The organism is Acetobacter fabarum, assembly GCF_022483405.1.
Classification (GTDB): domain Bacteria; phylum Pseudomonadota; class Alphaproteobacteria; order Acetobacterales; family Acetobacteraceae; genus Acetobacter; species Acetobacter fabarum.
Genome location: NZ_JAKVNI010000001.1, coordinates 166,729 through 182,327, shown reverse-complemented (window position 1 = coordinate 182,327; position 15,599 = coordinate 166,729). Strand labels below are relative to the sequence as shown.

General features: G+C 60.7%; 15 protein-coding genes. 9 read left to right on the top strand and 6 right to left on the bottom strand.

Translation table 11 applies throughout. The features are described from left to right. Positions 1 to 2 precede the first annotated feature (2 nt). The 4 genes from LKE65_RS00935 (at position 3) to LKE65_RS00920 (ending at position 4,264) form a co-directional block, all read left to right on the top strand. Positions 3 to 1,352 carry a cobyrinate a,c-diamide synthase gene (locus LKE65_RS00935; RefSeq protein WP_278740059.1) on the top strand — a complete coding sequence of 450 codons (1,350 nt, stop codon included), beginning with the start codon at positions 3 to 5 and terminating at the stop codon, positions 1,350 to 1,352. Positions 1,353 to 1,473: 121 nt separating this feature from the next. Next, on the top strand, positions 1,474 to 2,052 hold the full coding sequence (locus LKE65_RS00930; protein ID WP_086646197.1) for a histidine phosphatase family protein: 579 nt from the start codon (positions 1,474 to 1,476) through the stop codon (positions 2,050 to 2,052). A 44-nt stretch (positions 2,053 to 2,096) separates the two neighbouring features. Beyond that, entirely contained in the window at positions 2,097 to 2,723 is a 627-nt protein-coding gene (gene cobO / locus LKE65_RS00925) for a cob(I)yrinic acid a,c-diamide adenosyltransferase (RefSeq protein WP_278740057.1), read from the top strand. 14 nt (positions 2,724 to 2,737) lie between these two features. Continuing rightward, complete coding sequence (locus LKE65_RS00920; protein WP_278741720.1) at positions 2,738 to 4,264, top strand: cobyric acid synthase; 1,527 nt, start codon at positions 2,738 to 2,740, stop codon at positions 4,262 to 4,264. Positions 4,265 to 4,297: 33 nt separating this feature from the next. Here the strand turns inward: LKE65_RS00920 and bluB are convergent, their stop codons facing one another. Both bluB and cbiB read right to left on the bottom strand, forming a co-directional pair. Further along, a complete protein-coding gene (gene bluB, locus LKE65_RS00915; RefSeq protein WP_278740056.1) occupies positions 4,298 to 4,936 on the bottom strand; it encodes a 5,6-dimethylbenzimidazole synthase in 639 nt (212 codons plus the stop codon). Continuing rightward, on the bottom strand, positions 4,933 to 5,922 hold the full coding sequence (gene cbiB / locus LKE65_RS00910) for an adenosylcobinamide-phosphate synthase CbiB (protein WP_278741719.1): 990 nt from the start codon (positions 5,920 to 5,922) through the stop codon (positions 4,933 to 4,935). Before cbiB ends, bluB begins: the two co-directional genes overlap by 4 nt. Before the next feature lie 49 nt (positions 5,923 to 5,971). On the opposite strand from cbiB, the gene cobD reads away from it, so the two are divergent. Together cobD and LKE65_RS00900 are read left to right on the top strand one after the other, a co-directional pair. Beyond that, positions 5,972 to 7,051, top strand: coding sequence for a threonine-phosphate decarboxylase CobD (gene cobD / locus LKE65_RS00905; RefSeq protein WP_278740054.1), 1,080 nt, complete (start codon positions 5,972 to 5,974; stop codon positions 7,049 to 7,051). A 156-nt stretch (positions 7,052 to 7,207) separates the two neighbouring features. Continuing rightward, complete coding sequence (locus tag LKE65_RS00900; protein ID WP_086646250.1) at positions 7,208 to 7,468, top strand: hypothetical protein; 261 nt, start codon at positions 7,208 to 7,210, stop codon at positions 7,466 to 7,468. Positions 7,469 to 7,534: 66 nt separating this feature from the next. On the opposite strand, the gene LKE65_RS00895 is transcribed toward LKE65_RS00900, so the two are convergent. Further along, entirely contained in the window at positions 7,535 to 8,365 is an 831-nt protein-coding gene (locus LKE65_RS00895) for an adenosylcobinamide-GDP ribazoletransferase (RefSeq protein ID WP_278740053.1), read from the bottom strand. Further along, positions 8,362 to 9,411, bottom strand: coding sequence for a nicotinate-nucleotide--dimethylbenzimidazole phosphoribosyltransferase (cobT, locus tag LKE65_RS00890; RefSeq protein WP_278740052.1), 1,050 nt, complete (start codon positions 9,409 to 9,411; stop codon positions 8,362 to 8,364). The genes LKE65_RS00895 and cobT overlap by 4 nt, the downstream gene beginning before the upstream one ends. A gap of 60 nt (positions 9,412 to 9,471) precedes the next feature. Here cobT and cobU point away from each other — a divergent pair, with 60 nt between their 5' ends. Beyond that, entirely contained in the window at positions 9,472 to 10,032 is a 561-nt protein-coding gene (gene cobU, locus LKE65_RS00885) for a bifunctional adenosylcobinamide kinase/adenosylcobinamide-phosphate guanylyltransferase (RefSeq protein WP_278741718.1), read from the top strand. 222 nt (positions 10,033 to 10,254) lie between these two features. Further along, positions 10,255 to 11,709, top strand: a complete 1,455-nt coding sequence (locus LKE65_RS00880) for an NAD-dependent succinate-semialdehyde dehydrogenase (RefSeq protein WP_278740051.1) — start codon at positions 10,255 to 10,257, stop codon at positions 11,707 to 11,709. 88 nt (positions 11,710 to 11,797) lie between these two features. Here the strand turns inward: LKE65_RS00880 and LKE65_RS00875 are convergent, their stop codons facing one another. After that, on the bottom strand, positions 11,798 to 13,966 hold the full coding sequence (locus tag LKE65_RS00875; RefSeq protein WP_408744017.1) for a TonB-dependent receptor: 2,169 nt from the start codon (positions 13,964 to 13,966) through the stop codon (positions 11,798 to 11,800). A 98-nt stretch (positions 13,967 to 14,064) separates the two neighbouring features. After that, positions 14,065 to 14,610, bottom strand: coding sequence for a DUF2946 domain-containing protein (locus LKE65_RS00870; protein WP_278740050.1), 546 nt, complete (start codon positions 14,608 to 14,610; stop codon positions 14,065 to 14,067). Positions 14,611 to 14,681: 71 nt separating this feature from the next. Here LKE65_RS00870 and LKE65_RS00865 point away from each other — a divergent pair, with 71 nt between their 5' ends. Continuing rightward, a complete protein-coding gene (locus LKE65_RS00865) occupies positions 14,682 to 15,587 on the top strand; it encodes an energy transducer TonB (RefSeq protein ID WP_278740049.1) in 906 nt (301 codons plus the stop codon). The last annotated feature ends 12 nt before the right edge of the window (positions 15,588 to 15,599 follow it).

Here is a 15,599-nt window from a genome sequence, read left to right as displayed (position 1 = left end):
GCATGACAACACGGGCCATTATGGTCGCTGCTCCACGGTCTGGCGGGGGCAAGACAACGCTTACACTGGCCCTGCTGGCAGCGTTTGGCAGGCGGGGTTTGCGGGTTGGCGCGGTCAAAACCGGGCCAGATTATATAGACCCGGCTTTTCATGCCGCCATTACGGGCCGTCCGGGCCTTAATCTGGATAGCTGGTGCATGCCCGATGCCCTGCTGGGCCGTGTTATGCAGGCCGCTTGTCAGGATGTGGATATTCTGGTCGTGGAATCGGCCATGGGGCTGTTTGATGGCTTATCCCTGCCCGACGGGCAGCGGGGAGCGCCGTCCGATATTGCTGCGCATTTTGGTATTCCGGTTCTGCTTGTGCTCGACATGTCGGGGCAGGGGCAGTCTGTGGGGCCAATCGCCAGGGGGTTTGCGCAGTGGTCCCCCCATGTGCAGGTGAGCGGGGTTGTGCTCAACCGCGTGGCCTCCCCCCGGCATGAGCGGCTGGGGCGCGAGGCCGTGCAGGCCGCGCAGCTACCCGTGTATGGCGCATTGATGCGGCAGATGGGGCAAACCCTGCCAGAGCGGCATCTGGGGCTTGTGCAGGCGCGTGAGCACGGGAACCTCGCTGGCTGGCTGGCTGATCTGGCAGACAAGGCCGAGCGTGAGCTGGATCTGGATGGTATTCTGGCTGCTGCCCGGCCTTTGCAGAGGGGAGTGGGGGAAGAACTATCCCAGACCGGCGTGTTACCGCCACCGGGGCAGCGGATTGCCGTGGCGGATGATGCGGCTTTTTCCTTCCTGTATGGGCATCTGGCCCTGTTCTGGCGGCAGGCCGGGGCGGAGCTGGTGCCGTTTTCCCCTCTGGCGGATGAAGCCCCGGACCCATCCTGCACAGCCTGCTGGCTCCCCGGTGGTTACCCCGAACTCCATGCAGGCGTGCTGGCGGGGGCTGCCACCTTCCGAACCGGGTTGGCGCATTTTGCCCGCACACGGCCTGTGCACGGCGAATGTGGGGGCTTTATGGTGCTGGGGCAGGGGCTGGAAGATGCACAGGGCGTGCGGCATGGCATGGCAGGTTTGCTTGGCCACAGCACGTCTTTTGCGCGACGCAAGTTGAATCTGGGCTACCGTGAGGCCACTCTTGTAGCCGATGGTGTTCTGGGTGCGCGTGGGGCGCGTTTGCGCGGGCATGAGTTCCATTATGCCACCGTGCTGGAGGGGGGGCAGGATGCCCCACTGGCCAGCCTGCGCTCTGGCATAGGTGAGGAACTGGGGGTGTGTGGTGGCCAGCGTGGGTTTGTGTCTGGCTCCTTTTTCCATGTGCTGGCCAGTGTGCCCGAGCCGATCACCATGTCTTGCGCCTGAATTAAGGGGGTGGTGGTGTGCCCGGCTTGTCGGCAAAGTGTCTGGGGCAGGTCGGGGCCGGTTTGTCTGGCCCGTCTGGTCGGTGTGAACAACGGACAGAGATGAAAAGAGGAGACAGGCCATGCAGTCTTTTCCTGTATTGCTGGTAAGGCATGCTCCCGTGCTGCTGCCCGAAGGTGTCTGTTACGGCAGGCAGGATGTGGCGTTGCGTCCGGGATGGGAAAAAATCGTGTCCGGGCTTTCTGTTCTGGCCAAGGGGGCGGTCTGCCGTGTGCTGTATAGCTCGCCAGCACAGCGCTGCCGGGACATGGCGCAACGTCTGGCATTGGCAACCGGTATGGAACTGCGGGTGGACCCAAGGCTGGCCGAACTGGACTTTGGCCGCTGGGAAGGGCTGCGCTGGCAGGATATCGAGCGCAGGCAACTGGATGAATGGGCTAGGGATCCATCCAGCTTTGCCCCGCCGGAGGGGGAGAGCGGTCTGGCGCTCTGCCACCGCATTACCGACTTCTGGCAGGATATGCACCGTAAGGGGGAGGCCGCGTGTGTGCTTTCACACGGCGGGCCGTTGCGTATTCTCAGCGCACTGGCGGCGGGGGAGCAGCCGGAACTGCTGGCCCCTTCCATGCCGCAGGGTTTTGCCCGGCTGTTTATGGTGGAGCAGGCCGCTACCCGCCCGGCCCTGCACCCTGTTGGGTGAGCCGACCGTACACACGCATTGGATAGACAGAGAATACCAAAACCATGAGTAACGAGCAGCACAATACGCCAGAGCACGACGCCGAACGCCATAAGGAAAAAATGCGCAAACGCAAGGCTGTGCAGGATAAGGAGGTCGCCAGCAAAACCGGGGAAAAAGGTCTGCTGCTGGTTAATACAGGGCCGGGCAAAGGCAAGTCCACGGCAGCCTTTGGGCTTGCATTGCGCATGCTGGGCTATGACCGGCGCGTGGTGGTGGTGCAGTTTATCAAAGGCGCATGGCATACGGGTGAGCGCCGGGCACTCGAACGCTTTGGCGATCTGGTGGAATGGCACAGCATGGGCGAAGGGTTTACGTGGGAAACACAGGACCGCGCGCGGGATGTGGCAGCGTGCGAACGCGCATGGGCCGTGGCGGTGCAGGCACTGGCCCGGCCGGATGTTGCCCTTGTGGTGCTGGATGAACTGAATGTAGCCCTGCGCTACGAATATCTGGATATAGAGCGGGTTCTGACGGATATTAACGCCCGGCCACAAAGCCAGCATGTTGTGGTAACGGGCCGTAACGCCAGACAGTCCATGCTGGACGCGGCTGATCTGGTCACGGAAATGACATTGGTCAAGCACCACTTCAAGGCCGGGATCAAGGCGCAGGAAGGCGTGGAGTTTTGAGCGCTCGCGTTCTTATGGTGCAAGGCACAGGCTCAAGCGTTGGCAAATCCACACTGGTTGCAGGGCTGGCGCGGGCTCTGGTGCGGCGGGGGCTGCGGGTATTGCCCTTTAAGCCACAGAACATGTCCAACAATGCCGCCGTTACGCTGGATGGTGGAGAAATCGGGCGGGCACAGGCCCTACAGGCCCGAGCCTGTGGTGTGCCGCCCATGGCGGACATGAACCCGGTTTTGCTAAAACCACAGGGCGAGACCGGGTCTCAGCTTGTTGTGCGTGGCCAGCGGGTGGATACGGTGGAGGCCCGGCATTACCAGAGCCGTAAAGAGCAGCTTATGCCGCAGGTTCTGCAAAGTTTTAAAAATCTGGCGGCCAGTGCGGATATTGTTCTGGTGGAGGGAGCGGGATCTGCCTCTGAAGTTAATCTGCGGCGGCATGATATTGCCAATATGGGCTTTGCCCGTGCCGTGCAGGCACCTGTTGTGCTGGTAGGGGATATTGACCGAGGTGGCGTGATTGCCAGCCTTGTGGGTACACAGGTTGTGTTGCAGCCAGAAGATGCAGAGCGGATCAAGGGGTTTGTGGTCAACCGCATGCGTGGGGACCCGACCCTGTTTGCCGATGGTATGCAGTTTGTTGCCCAAAAAACCGGCTGGCAGGCGCTTGGGTTGGTGCCTTACCTGCCTGATGTACACGACCTGCCCGCCGAGGATGCCGCCGACCTTATGGATACCCTGCGGGCAAGGCGGTTGCAGGGCCGAGTGGGGGATACGCAACCAGAACCCCGCTTGCGCGTGGTTGTGCCCATATTACCTATGATTGCAAATTTTGATGATCTGGACCCGCTCTGTGCCGAACCGGGGGTCGAGGTTATTCCTGTTATGGAAGGGGAGGCCCTGCCGCAGGCCGATGTTATTTTGCTGCCCGGTTCCAAAGCTACTCTGGCGGATCTGGCGTGCCTGCGCGCGCGTGGCTGGGCCGGGCGTATTGTAGAGCATGCGCAAAAAGGCGGTGTGGTTATGGGTATTTGCGGTGGCTACCAGATGCTGGGCCATAGCGTTGCCGACCCGCACGGCACGGAAGGCCCGCCCTGCACGGCGCAGGGGCTAGGGCTGTTAACCATCCACACCGTTCTGGGGGATGATAAAAAACTTGAATATGGCAAGGGTTTTCTGGCTCAGGGCGGTCAGCCCGTTGCAGGGTACGAAATGCATCTGGGGCACACCCACAGGCCGGAGGGCTTTACCCCTCTCCTGTGGTTGAACGGGCAGGCCGAAGGGTGCGTGTCGGGGAATGGCCGGGTCTGGGGCACATACCTGCATGGCGTGTTTACACACCGTGCGGCCCGGCTGGCCTTGCTTGAACGTGCTGCAGGTGCTGCGTTTGCACCAGAGGGCATATGGGCGCAGGCCGGGCAGACCCTGCCGGACACGCATGATGGTGTGGTGGATGCCGCACTGGACCATCTGGCTGACCATCTGGAACGGCATATGGATATAGACGCTCTTCTGGCACTGGCCAGTCTGCCGGTTTACGCTGCGTGATGGTAAAGGGGTGTATGCCCCGCACGGTACGGGCTAGCGGGCAATCCATTTGCGGCGTGCGGGGTTGCGCTGTTCCCAGCCACGGCGTTCCAGCTCGGGTGAGCTGGCAGGTTCCAGCGGATAGCCAACGCACAGATAGGCCAGAAACTGCCATTCCGGGTTAATGCCCAGCACCCTGTTGGCCTCTTTTGGGTCCAGAATGGAAACCCAGCCAACACCAATGCCCTGTGCGGTTGCTGCAAGCCAAAAGGTATGGATGGCCATAACGGCGGACCATGTGGTGGTCTGGGGCATGGTACCCCGGCCTAGCCCGCGGCCTTGCGCGGGGTTGGTTTCGCAAAAAACGGCAATATGGTGGGGGGCATCGTCCAGCCCGGCCAGTTTGAGCGATGCGTAATGCTGGGCGTCGTCCCCGCCTCGTCCGGCCAGTTCACGCGCATTGCTGTGCGCAAAGTTCTCACGGATCGCATGGCGGCGGGTCGGGCTATCCACTTTTACAAAGCGCCACGGCTCGCTCAGCCCCACGGAGGGAGCCAGGCAGGCGGTTTCCAGCAGGTGTGTTAGGGTACGGTCGGGGAGCGGGTCTGTCCGGAAATGGCGCACATCCCTCCGCCATATAAAAAGCTGCTCAAGTTCGGCTGCAAAAGCGGGGGAAAAGGAGGGTGCATTCATGCCCCTATCATGCCGCCAAGTGCAGCGCACAGCAACCCGGCAATAAGCACGCCGCATGCACGCCGGTACAGGCGCAGCCCACGCTCCAGATCAGCCACACCGGCCCCGGACGTGCCGCTGCCAATCCATGGGTCTTTGGTCATTTTGCCGCCATAGGAGCGCGGGCCTGCCAGCAGGGTGTTCAGGGCTGCGGCCATGGCGGCTTCCGGCCAGCCTGCATTGGGGGAGCGGTGGCGGGGCGCATCGCGTTTTATGGTCCGCCAGATATGGGGCCATTGCTGCCGTGGGGCGGCCAGCATCAGGCACAGCGCAGCCAAGCGGGACGCTGGCAGGTTGATCAGGTCATCCAGTTTGGCCGCAGCCATGCCAAAGGCTCTGTAACGGGGGTTAAGATGGCCAATCATGCTATCGGCTGTGTTGACACATTTGTAAAAAACCGCCCCCGGCAGGCCAAACAGGGCGGTCCAGAACAATGGCGCCACAATCCCGTCTGAAAAGTTTTCGGCCAGACTTTCCAATGCCGCGCGCACAACTGCGGCTTCATCCAGTGCGCTGGTGTCTCGCCCTACAATCATGCTTACGGCTTTGCGGCCAGCAGACAGGCCATTGTGGCGCAGGGCTGTGCCCACAGCCTGCACATGCACCCATAGCGAGCGCTGTGCCACAAGCGTGCTGGCCAGCCCTGCCTGCACAAGCAACATGACAGGGGCAGGCAAAAGGGTATAACCCACCCCAAGCAGGCCGGCTGTAAGGGTAACGGGTATGGCAATGATCAGGGCCAGTGCCACAAACCCCAGTAACCGCCGTGTGCGCTCGGATGTGTCCATCCTGTTCAGCACATGTTCGAGCCGGTCGATCAGCGCGCCAATCCACATAACGGGGTGGCCGATTATGTTCAGCAGGGGGGCGGGGTAACCCCAGGCGGCTTCCATGCCAGCGGCAAGGGCTGCCACTGGCAGGGTGATGGAGAGGGGGAAGAACAGCATGGGGGCGGGTATGAACACTAGGCTGGCACAAAAGATTACGGACGCTACCATGCACCATGCAGCACCGCCTAACGGTTTGTCCTCCACAACAGGTGCAGCAGAATTGCCGGTGCCCAGCCATGGCGGGCAGGTGCAGGCTGTCATGCGGCATTTTGTGGGTGCGCCGGAGCCTTTTATAGACCTCTCCACAGGGATTAACCCCGTTGCATACCCGCTGGTCTGGCCAGACCCGAAAACCCTGCAACGCCTGCCCGAAGAAGGGGAAGAGCAGGCTTTGCAACAGGTTGCCGCCCGTGCCTATGGCGTGCCATCGCCCGACATGGTGGTAACCGGGGCGGGCAGCCAGAGCCTTATAGCCCTGCTGCCCCGGTTGCTGGGGGCACGGAGGGCCTGTGTGCTGGGGCCAACCTATTCTGGCCACGGGCAGGCGTGGGAGCACAATGGTGTGCCATGGAGCGGCGTGGAGCACGTGCAGCAGGTCCGCAAGGCCGCACAACAGGCGGGAACGGCCTGTGTGATCTGTAACCCCAATAACCCCGATGGCCGCCTGCTGGACATGCAGGACCTTGCCACTTTGGCGGAACAGTGCGCAAAGGCGGGGAGCTGGCTTGTGGTGGATGAGGCCTTCGGGGATTTTGCCACCCATAGCGTGGCTTCCCTGCTGCCGCACCCGGCACTTGTGGTACTGCGTTCGTTTGGCAAGAGCTACGGCCTGCCGGGTGTGCGGCTGGGCTTTTTGCTGGCGGCTCCGGCACTGGCACAAAAGGCGCGGTCCCTGCTGGGGTCATGGCCGGTTGGGGCAGTCGCCCTTGCCGCGGGCACGCAGGCACTGGCCGATACGCACTGGGTGCAGCAGGCGGCGCAAAAAGCCCGTCTGGACCATGCAAGGCTGGTAGAGATGCTGCATGGCGCAGGCCTTGCATGGCGGGGGCAGGCGACGCTGTTCACGCTGGTTGATACCCCCCATGCCTATGGGTTGTGGGTGCATCTGTGCCGCCACGGCATTGTAACCCGCCGCTTTGCCGGGTGCTCCCATAGCCTGCGGATTGGCCTGCCCGCCAACGAGGCAGAATGGACCCGGCTCGCATGTGCGCTCAAGGCATGGCAGGTGGGCCGGCAGGAGGCGTAAAAAAGAGATGAACGGGGCGTGGAATGGCGGATTTTAGGGCCTTATGGCTGCAAAAACCTGCCTTGTCATATTTTCATCAAACTGTTTGTCACGCTTTCCTCTTCCCTTTTTTGCGGCATGGTTCATAGAAGGAAACAGGCAGAAAAGGATACCGCCATGCAAGACCAAGACGAAGTGATCGTAGGCTACCTCATCCAGCGTGAAGATGCAGAGGGTGAACTGTCCTTCTGGGAGCCACGGAACGAGTGGCAGGAAGACCCCAACGAAGGCAAGCTCTACGAAAAGGTGGAAGAAGCCGAAGCAGACGCCAAGGCCCTGCAGGAAGGGGACGACGCGACCATTACGGTAGAACTGGTCTTTGAAGCAGACGATGAAGACTGGGACGAAGACGAAGAAGAAGACGCCCCCAAAGCCTGATAAGGCCCCTTGCGTGCCGCTTTAACAGGGCGGCACGCAAATGCGGGTGCTTGTATGCGGCAGGGCTTAGGCTAATGCCGCGTAAAAGCTCAGCAGCAGGCATTCCGCCACCACTGCGCAGCACCCCAGTACATCCCCCGTAAAACCACCAAGCAGACGTCTGGCGCATGATGCAACAAGTGCTGCCGTGGCGCAGCCGATGCCCGCAGGGGCTGCCATAAGTGCCAGAAAGACCCACAGGCTCAGCCCTGCGTGGCCATATGCCAGAACGCTCAGGCAGGCCATGACCCCCACCGCCACAAAAACCGCTCCCCACAGGGAAGGAAAGGGAAGGGGGGAGAGCATGCGCGCCAGCCCGTTGGCGCGGGCCGGGGGCACAAGGGCTGGCACCAGCAGCATGGCCATTCTGGCAAGGCAGGCGGTTGTGGCGCATACCCCAATGCTCGCCCATATGGGGAGTGCCGCCAGAGCGGCCGCACGTACAAGCAGGCTTAGTCCAAGGGCCATAACGCCGTAACTACCTACATGGCTGTCCCGCATGATGGCCAGCCTGCGCTCTGGTGTGCTGCCACCACAACCATCGGCCATGTCTGCCAGTCCATCTTCATGCAGGCCGCCTGTCAGGATGCTCTGGCAGGCAAGGGCCAGACCGGCGGCGGCAAGGGGGGGCACATGCGCCATACGGAGTGCAGCGAGCACACTGCCGGTTAATGCCCCGATCAGGGTGGCAATAACCGGCCAACACCAGATTGATCTGGCCAGTGGCCAGGGTTGGGTGCTGTCTCTGTCCGCAGGTGGGGCCAGCCAGATGGAGGGCAGGCGTGTCAGCAGGCTCAGGCCACATGCAAGGTCGAGCCTGCGCCTGTCCAGCCAGTGGCCGGGCTGGGCGGATGTCATGCTTTTTCAGAAACAGCAGCTTGGGCAAAGGTTGCCATGCCTGTATGGCACGCAACCGCCGCCCGCAGGATGGGAATAGCCAGTGCGGCACCAGAGCCCTCGCCAAGGCGCAGGCCAAGCCCGCTCAAAATGGGCCGCATATGCAGGTGTCGGGCCAGTTGGGCGGTATGGCCTGTTTCGGTCGGGCAGTGGGAGAGGGCGGTATGGTCCAGCGCATTGGGGCGCAGGTGTGCCAGAGGCGCAACCGCTGCGGTGCAGACAAACCCATCGAGTATGACGGGAATACGCATCAGCCGGGCAGCAAGGGTAGCCCCCAGTGTTGCGGCCAGTTCGTACCCGCCCAGACGGCGTGCCACTTCCAGCGGGTGTGCCAGATGAGCGGCATGGTGCTGGAGTGCTGTGTCTATAACCCCGGCTTTATGTGCCGTGCCTGCGGCGTCCAACCCGGTGCCCTGACCAGCCCAGTCTGCACCGCTCTGGCGGGTCAGGGCGGCGCACAGGGCAGAGGCAGCGGTTGTGTTGCCTATGCCCATTTCGCCCAGACAGAGCAGGTCGCATGTCCGGGGCACAGCGTTAAAACCGACCTGCACGGCAGCCAGAAAATCCTGCTCCGTCATGGCCGGGCTGGTGGTAAAATCCGCGGTGGGAACCAAGTTGTTAAGTGCGACTACCGCCAGTTCCGCCTGTGCCACGCGGGCAAGCTGGTTAATGGCGGCCCCTCCCTGCTCAAAGTTCTGCACCATCTGGGCCGTGACTTCCACAGGCCAGGGCGAGACATGGTGCGCCATAACACCATGATTACCTGCAAAAATGAGCACCTGCACGTGTTCCAGCCGGGGGGGCGCGCTGTGTTGCCATCCGCCTAGCCAGCGTGTCATCTCCTCCAGATGGCCAAGGCTGCCGGGTGGTTTGGTCAGCTCCGCCTCCCTTTGCGCTATGGTCTGCTGTGCCTGCAGGTTGGGTGGGGGCAGATCCGCGCACAGGGCCTCTAGTGCAAGCATGGAGGAAAACGGGCCGGGCTGGGGAGAGGTGGAAGAAGAGGGCATGGTGGTAATTGTGTGCTGTTATGGAGGTTCACGCAAATGGAAACAGGGGCAGGCGCGCATATGCACAGTGTAAGGCTCGATCTCCACAAGGGAGGTGCCGCAGGTAGCCTGCTTGTGCTGGGTGGCGCAAGATCAGGCAAAAGCCGCTTTGCCGAAAACGCCATAACAGCTCTGCCCGGCCCAAGAATATATCTGGCCACGGGCCGCGCGTTTGATGATGAAATGCATGACCGCATTGCCCGGCATAAGCGCGAGCGCGCCAGTGCAGGCTGGCAGACGGTGGAAGAAGCCCTGAATGTGGCCGATGTGCTCCAGCAACACGCCAGCACCCCGGTTTTGCTGGACTGCCTGACCTTGTGGCTGACCAATCTTTTGCTCGACGAAAGGGAGGTGGAAGGCCCCACCACCGCCCTGCTTGCCAGTTTGCACGCACGCACCGCTCCGACGGTTATGGTGGGGAACGAGGTCGGGCTGGGTATTGTGCCCCAAAGCCCGCTGGGGCGGCGCTTCCGGGATGAGGCCGGGCTTTTGCACCAGCGTCTGGCAGCCTGTGTGGGCAAGGTGGTGTTTGTGGCGGCAGGGTTGCCCATGGTGCTCAAGAACGAAGGTGCTTCTGCCTAAGTTACGGTAAGGGGCCGGTGGCAGGTGGAGGGTAAAACGCCCTTTGCCCGGTGGCGCGTGGTCTGCCATTATGGCCCAGGCTTTTTTGCGGGCGTGCCAGCGCAGGGCGTAAAATGCAGCCAGACCTCTTGCGCACTCGGGCGGAAGATGGTGAGTGGCTGACGCTTGTGTGGGCATAACCGGGTTATCACCATACCCGTTCATTTTGGCTGAGAGATGCATATGTCAGAGACACCAATCAACACCCAGCTTCTGATCGCAGGACAGTGGCAGGATGCGGCTGATGGCCGTACACTCCCCATTCTGGACCCTGCCAGTGGCGAGCTTATTGGCAAGGTTGCCCATGCCTCTGTTGCCGATCTGGATAAAACGGTGGCCGGTGCCGCTGTGGGTTATGACGCATGGCGCAACCTGAGCGCATGGGACCGCTATGCGATCATGCGCAAGGCTGCCGACCTGCTGCGTGAGCGTGCAGATACCATTGGCCGGATTATGAGCCGCGAACAGGGCAAGCCTCTGGCTCAGGCCGTGATCGAAATTAATGCCGCCGCTGGTGTGATCGAATATTTTGGTGAAGAAGGCCGCCGCCTGAACGACGAGCTGGTGCCCGCGCGCGTGCCAGATGTTGAACAGCGTGTGCTGCACCGCCCCATTGGTGTGGTCGCTGCCTTTACGCCGTGGAACTTCCCCATCAACCAGATTGCCCGCAAGCTGGGGGCAGCACTTGGGGCCGGGTGTGGTGTTATTGTTAAAGCTCCGGAGGATACCCCCGCCTCTCCGGCCGAGCTGATCCGCTGTTTTTGTGATGCGGGTATTCCCGCAGGGGCTGTGTCTTTGGTTTATGGCACGCCAGCGGAAATTTCGGAGTATCTGATCGCCCATCCGGTGGTGCGCAAGATTTCCTTTACCGGTTCTACCCCCGTGGGCAAGCATCTGGCCGCACTGGCTGGTGGGCAGATGAAGCCGGTGACCATGGAACTGGGTGGTCATGGTCCGGTGATTGTCTGCCGGGATGCGGATCTGGATCAGGCGGCCGAGCGTGTGGCTGCTGCCAAGTTCCGCAATGCCGGGCAGGTGTGCATCGCCCCCACCCGCTTTTTGCTGCACAAGGACATTGCCGCCGCGTTTATTGAAAAGTTCAAGGCCCAGATGAGCGCGCTCAAAATTGGCCGTGGGCTGGACGCAGGCGTGACAATGGGCCCCGTTATTAACGAACGGCGCGTCAAGGCATTGACCGAACTGGTGGATGATGCCCGCGCCAAAGGGGCAGAGCTGTGGCAGCCTGATACCGCACTGCCTAACAAAGGCTTTTTCTTCCCCCCGACGCTGGTGCTCAAGCCCACACTGGATATGCGGGTCATGCAGGAAGAACCGTTTGGCCCGATTGCCATTATGGATGAGTTTTCCGAACTCGCAGACGCCATAAAGGAAGCCAACCGTCTGCCTTACGGTCTGGCAGCATATGTGTACACCGGCTGTGAGCGGACAGAACGCCTGCTGGGTGAAAAACTGGAAGCTGGTATGGTGGCTATTAACCACCACGGTATTGGCGTTCCGGAAGTGCCGTTTGGCGGCATCAAGGATTCCGGCTACGGCACGGAGGGTGGCCCTGCTGCTCTGCGGGCGCACACGATCATCAAACTGGTTTCCAGCCTGCATCGGCCATCTGCTTACTAAAAGCATTTGGTTTTATCATCAGGTTTAAAAAATGCCGTGCGCTGGTGGAGCGCACGGCATTTTTGTATGTAAAAGGCGGCCCAAAAAATCAGAAAGTGGCAGAAAGACTGACGTTGAACGAACGACCCATACCCGGCATGGGCATGCGTGTGCCATCGCGCTTTAAGTCGTATGTCAGAATACCGCCAAGAGGCATGTAGTAAGCCTGATTCAGCACGTTATCGATCCCTGCTGTCAGGGTCATCATTTTCCAGTTGTAGCTGCCGTTCAGGTTCAGCAGCGCATAGCCGGGGGTGCGTGGCTCGTTACGCAGTGAGTCCACTGTATCCTTGGCTTTGACAAAGTTCATTTCTGCCCGGCCTGTCCACGGGCCTACGGTTTCGTTCAGGCCGAGTGTACCGTTCAGGGGCATTTGCTGGTACAGGCCGGTATGGGTGACCTTGTCCTGCCCACGGACCCAGTTGAGTACGCCGGTTATTTCCCCTTTGCCGTAACGGTTTGTATTCCACACCGTATAATGGCCGGAGGTGTTAATGCCGTACATCTGGGCATTATGGTTTTCAAAAATATACTGGTTACTGTTGGCGCTCAGGTTTTTGACAAAATTGACGTTAATGTAGTTGTGCACATAGGTGTAATAGGGCTGCACCTTCAGCTCCCACCTCTGGGCGGAGGTGGGGTCATGCCAGTCGAATGTTACGCTGGCCGTGTTCCCGATTTCGGACTTCAGGTTCGGGTTGCCAACGTAGCCGTTGCCATCACCAAACCAGCCGATCATTTTGGAGGACATGCCTCCCTGCCCCCATGCATAGCGCTCGTACAGGTTGGGCGCGCGGGATTTGCGGGCATAGCCTGCTTCTATGGTCAGGCTGTCTGTCGCTTTCCAGCGGGTCAGGGCGGTGACGTCAAAGTTTACGTCCGAGCGCCCGTGGTTAATGCGGTTGAAGTTGTCGGCGGCTTTTATGTCCGCAGCACTCATCATGCCGGTCCAGGAATAGGGCGAAACATTGCCCGTGTTCATCATGACCAGGTCATTGCGCATGCCAAGCAGGGTGGAAACGCGGGGTGTCCACTGGGCCTCCCATTCCGCAAAGTGGCCCAGCCGGTCTCTATGGCCGTTATTAATGTTGTTGAAGGTGTTGGGCCCCATCATCATGCTGCCAACAAGGGGGGGCCACCAGTCCCGCAGGCCTTCATGGTCGAATGAGCTGCCAAGGCGGAGTGTATGCTGGCGGGCCAGCGGAATTGTAGCCTTTATGGAATAACCAGCCGAGCGCTGGTCATCATTCATGGGCATGCCTTTTGTGGTGGAGTGCCCACCCTTGTCATCCAGCATGTTCATGGCGTGGGTGACGCGCTGCCAGTGGCCACGGGCTTCCAGCGTACCCCAGTTGAAGTCCCCCACATATTTGCCGTTTACGTAGGTGGAGCGGTTGTTGGTCATGTCCATGTACTGGTTGGCAAACCCTTCCCGCGGGGCGTCCTGCTGGCCAAAGGTCAGCACCAGCAGATGGTTTTTCTTATGTATGCCAAGCGTTACGTCATGCGTGTAGCGCACGTATTCGGTCGATCCGACTTTACCTATGCCGCCCCCGCCGCTGTAGTCCTCCGACTGGTCGTAAGAGGCATTGTAGCGCAGGCTGAAGGTGTCGTTCGCAACGGTCATACTGCCTGCGGCGGAATAGCCGCCACCATTGCTGCGGTAGGTGCCGCGTGCGCGCCCGGTAAACAGGATTTTGCCGTGGCGGGCAAAGCGGGGGTCTGCGCGTTCCACATCAATGGTGCCACCCAGACTGTCCCCCCCATTGCTGACCGATGTCAGCCCTGCAATGGCGGTTGCGGTCTCCACACTGTCAGGGTCGATGTAAGAGAGTGCAGGGTTCATGTGGTTAGGGCAGGCGGGGTTGATGCGCACACCATCCACCACGGTTGCAACCCGGTCATCCGCCATGCCGTTGAGCACGGGCAGGTTGGCCAGACGCCCCCCGCCGTAACTGCTGAAACCCGGCTGGTTACGGAAGAGCGATGCCGCATCCGGGCTGGAAAGGCGCGACATGCGAGCCGAGCTTTTATCAACCTGTGACGCACTTAAAAGGCTATCGGCCAGAGCGGCATCTTCCTGCGCGGTGGAAATATCCACCCGTGGGAGGGTCACAACAGTTGCGGCCAGGCCGGGGCTTGCGGCGCAGGGGAGTGCACACGCAGCCATAAGCCACAGCCAGTTACGCTGGCTGCGGGCAAAAAATGGATAGGACATAAACAGAAAAAACCCTGTTCAAAGCATACTGAGTAAAGTCCCCGGTCAAGAGCACATGGGCGCAAGCGCACGGATGCACCAAAGCGGGGAGCGAGGTTTCAGAAAGCCTGAAGCAGGGTAAGGGGTGGTCCGCGGGAGGGGGGCAGGCCCAGAATGCAGGCGGGTGGTGCCCGTGGGGCGGAGGCCGCACTGCCACGGCGGATCCAGCGCAGGGCAGGGGCTGGCAGAAGCAGGAAAACAGCAGGCAGTGCCGCAAAAAATGCCAGTAATGGGCAAAGCGGGCAGCTTGCCTCATCATGATGATGGGCGGGATGCTGCTGCTGGTTTTTTTGCGCACTGGCCATGCAGTGCATGTGGTGCATGCTGCCCCCGGGCATGGGGGCGCAGTGTGCCTGCGCACTGTGCGGTTGTGCCGCGTGCGGGGCAATATCTATGCCTGTCAGCCGGATAAGCGTTGCACGGGGGAGTTCTTCTGGCAGGGAAAGCGACTGGAGTGCCATAAGCCCAACAAGACCCGCCAGCGTAACCATGACCAGCGGCCATAACAGCAGCGCGCGAATAATGGGGTTGCGACGGAACATAGGGCGGATCAGAAGCTTTTCAACAGTCAGAAGTACACAGGCACTTTGCCATGGTTGTGCCATGTTTGCGCTTTTATGAACCACCCTGTCAAATCAAACAGGGCTATGCCATAATTCAGGGCGGAGGCAGCACCGTGAGCAAATGGCATACAGACAGACAGCAACAGGTTGAGCCTGACCACAAGGCCGTGCCATGCGCGCCTGTGGAGTGTTCTGTTGGAGCGCGCAGGCAGCGCGGGCTGGCTATTGGGCTGTCTGACGAGCACAGGTTTGTCTGGCTGGTGGCTTTTGCCGTGGCGGTTCTGGCGCATGTTGCCATGACCGTGTGGCTGATCATGACAGTCTCCCCCCAGACCGGCACGCAGCAGCCCGCTGCGGTTTCCATGCTGTTTGAAGCGCCCAAGGCACCATTGCCTGAAGCTGAACAGGCGCAGGCGGGGCAAACAGCCCCCAAACTTCAGGCCCAGCCCGCTCCGGCCATGGAAGATATGCCGGATATGGATCCGCAATCCCTTACTCAGAACGAGGCAGTGGTTCTGCCGCCTTCTGCCAGGGCTGAAGCCGAACATCTTCCCCCGGCATCTGCCGTGCCCAAAAAACTGGTTCAGCCCGCTCCGGCTATGCAACACGACAAAAGTGTACATGCCACCACCAAAGTGCCACCGGAGGCAGCGCATACGGGGGAAGGTACTACAACGGCTCATACCCATGCAAAAACGGATATGGCTGCAACAGGTGGGCACGCCGTGGCACCTCCCAGCGCTGCTGCTGCGGGGCAGAAAGGGGGCTTTCAGCTCTCCTGCTCTGCCCCCGAATCACACTACCCCGTATCTGCACGCCATTTGCATGAAGAGGGTGAGGCCGTGGCCGAAGTCAGTATCAACGTCAAGGGACAGGTAATTGCCGCAAGGCTGGTGCAAAGCACGGGGTATGATGATCTGGATGATCAGGCGTTGCAGACCGTTAAAAATCTCCATTGCACTCCCCCTGAATCGGCTGTGGTCACGGGCCGGATACCTGTTGGCTTCCACATTCAGTAATTAAGCTTGTGT

Bases quoted from the DNA above. Each gene is read 5' to 3' on its own strand.
- LKE65_RS00935 (WP_278740059.1), top strand. From the start codon at position 3: ATGACAACACGGGCCATTATGGTCGCTGCTCCACGGTCTGGCGGGGGC.
- LKE65_RS00930 (WP_086646197.1), top strand. From the start codon at position 1,474: ATGCAGTCTTTTCCTGTATTGCTGGTAAGGCATGCTCCCGTGCTGCTG.
- cobO (WP_278740057.1), top strand. From the start codon at position 2,097: ATGAGTAACGAGCAGCACAATACGCCAGAGCACGACGCCGAACGCCAT.
- LKE65_RS00920 (WP_278741720.1), top strand. From the start codon at position 2,738: ATGGTGCAAGGCACAGGCTCAAGCGTTGGCAAATCCACACTGGTTGCA.
- bluB (WP_278740056.1), bottom strand. From the start codon at position 4,936: ATGAATGCACCCTCCTTTTCCCCCGCTTTTGCAGCCGAACTTGAGCAG.
- cbiB (WP_278741719.1), bottom strand. From the start codon at position 5,922: ATGCTGTTCTTCCCCCTCTCCATCACCCTGCCAGTGGCAGCCCTTGCC.
- cobD (WP_278740054.1), top strand. From the start codon at position 5,972: ATGCACCATGCAGCACCGCCTAACGGTTTGTCCTCCACAACAGGTGCA.
- LKE65_RS00900 (WP_086646250.1), top strand. From the start codon at position 7,208: ATGCAAGACCAAGACGAAGTGATCGTAGGCTACCTCATCCAGCGTGAA.
- LKE65_RS00895 (WP_278740053.1), bottom strand. From the start codon at position 8,365: ATGACATCCGCCCAGCCCGGCCACTGGCTGGACAGGCGCAGGCTCGAC.
- cobT (WP_278740052.1), bottom strand. From the start codon at position 9,411: ATGCCCTCTTCTTCCACCTCTCCCCAGCCCGGCCCGTTTTCCTCCATG.
- cobU (WP_278741718.1), top strand. From the start codon at position 9,472: ATGCACAGTGTAAGGCTCGATCTCCACAAGGGAGGTGCCGCAGGTAGC.
- LKE65_RS00880 (WP_278740051.1), top strand. From the start codon at position 10,255: ATGTCAGAGACACCAATCAACACCCAGCTTCTGATCGCAGGACAGTGG.
- LKE65_RS00875 (WP_408744017.1), bottom strand. From the start codon at position 13,966: ATGTCCTATCCATTTTTTGCCCGCAGCCAGCGTAACTGGCTGTGGCTT.
- LKE65_RS00870 (WP_278740050.1), bottom strand. From the start codon at position 14,610: ATGGCACAACCATGGCAAAGTGCCTGTGTACTTCTGACTGTTGAAAAG.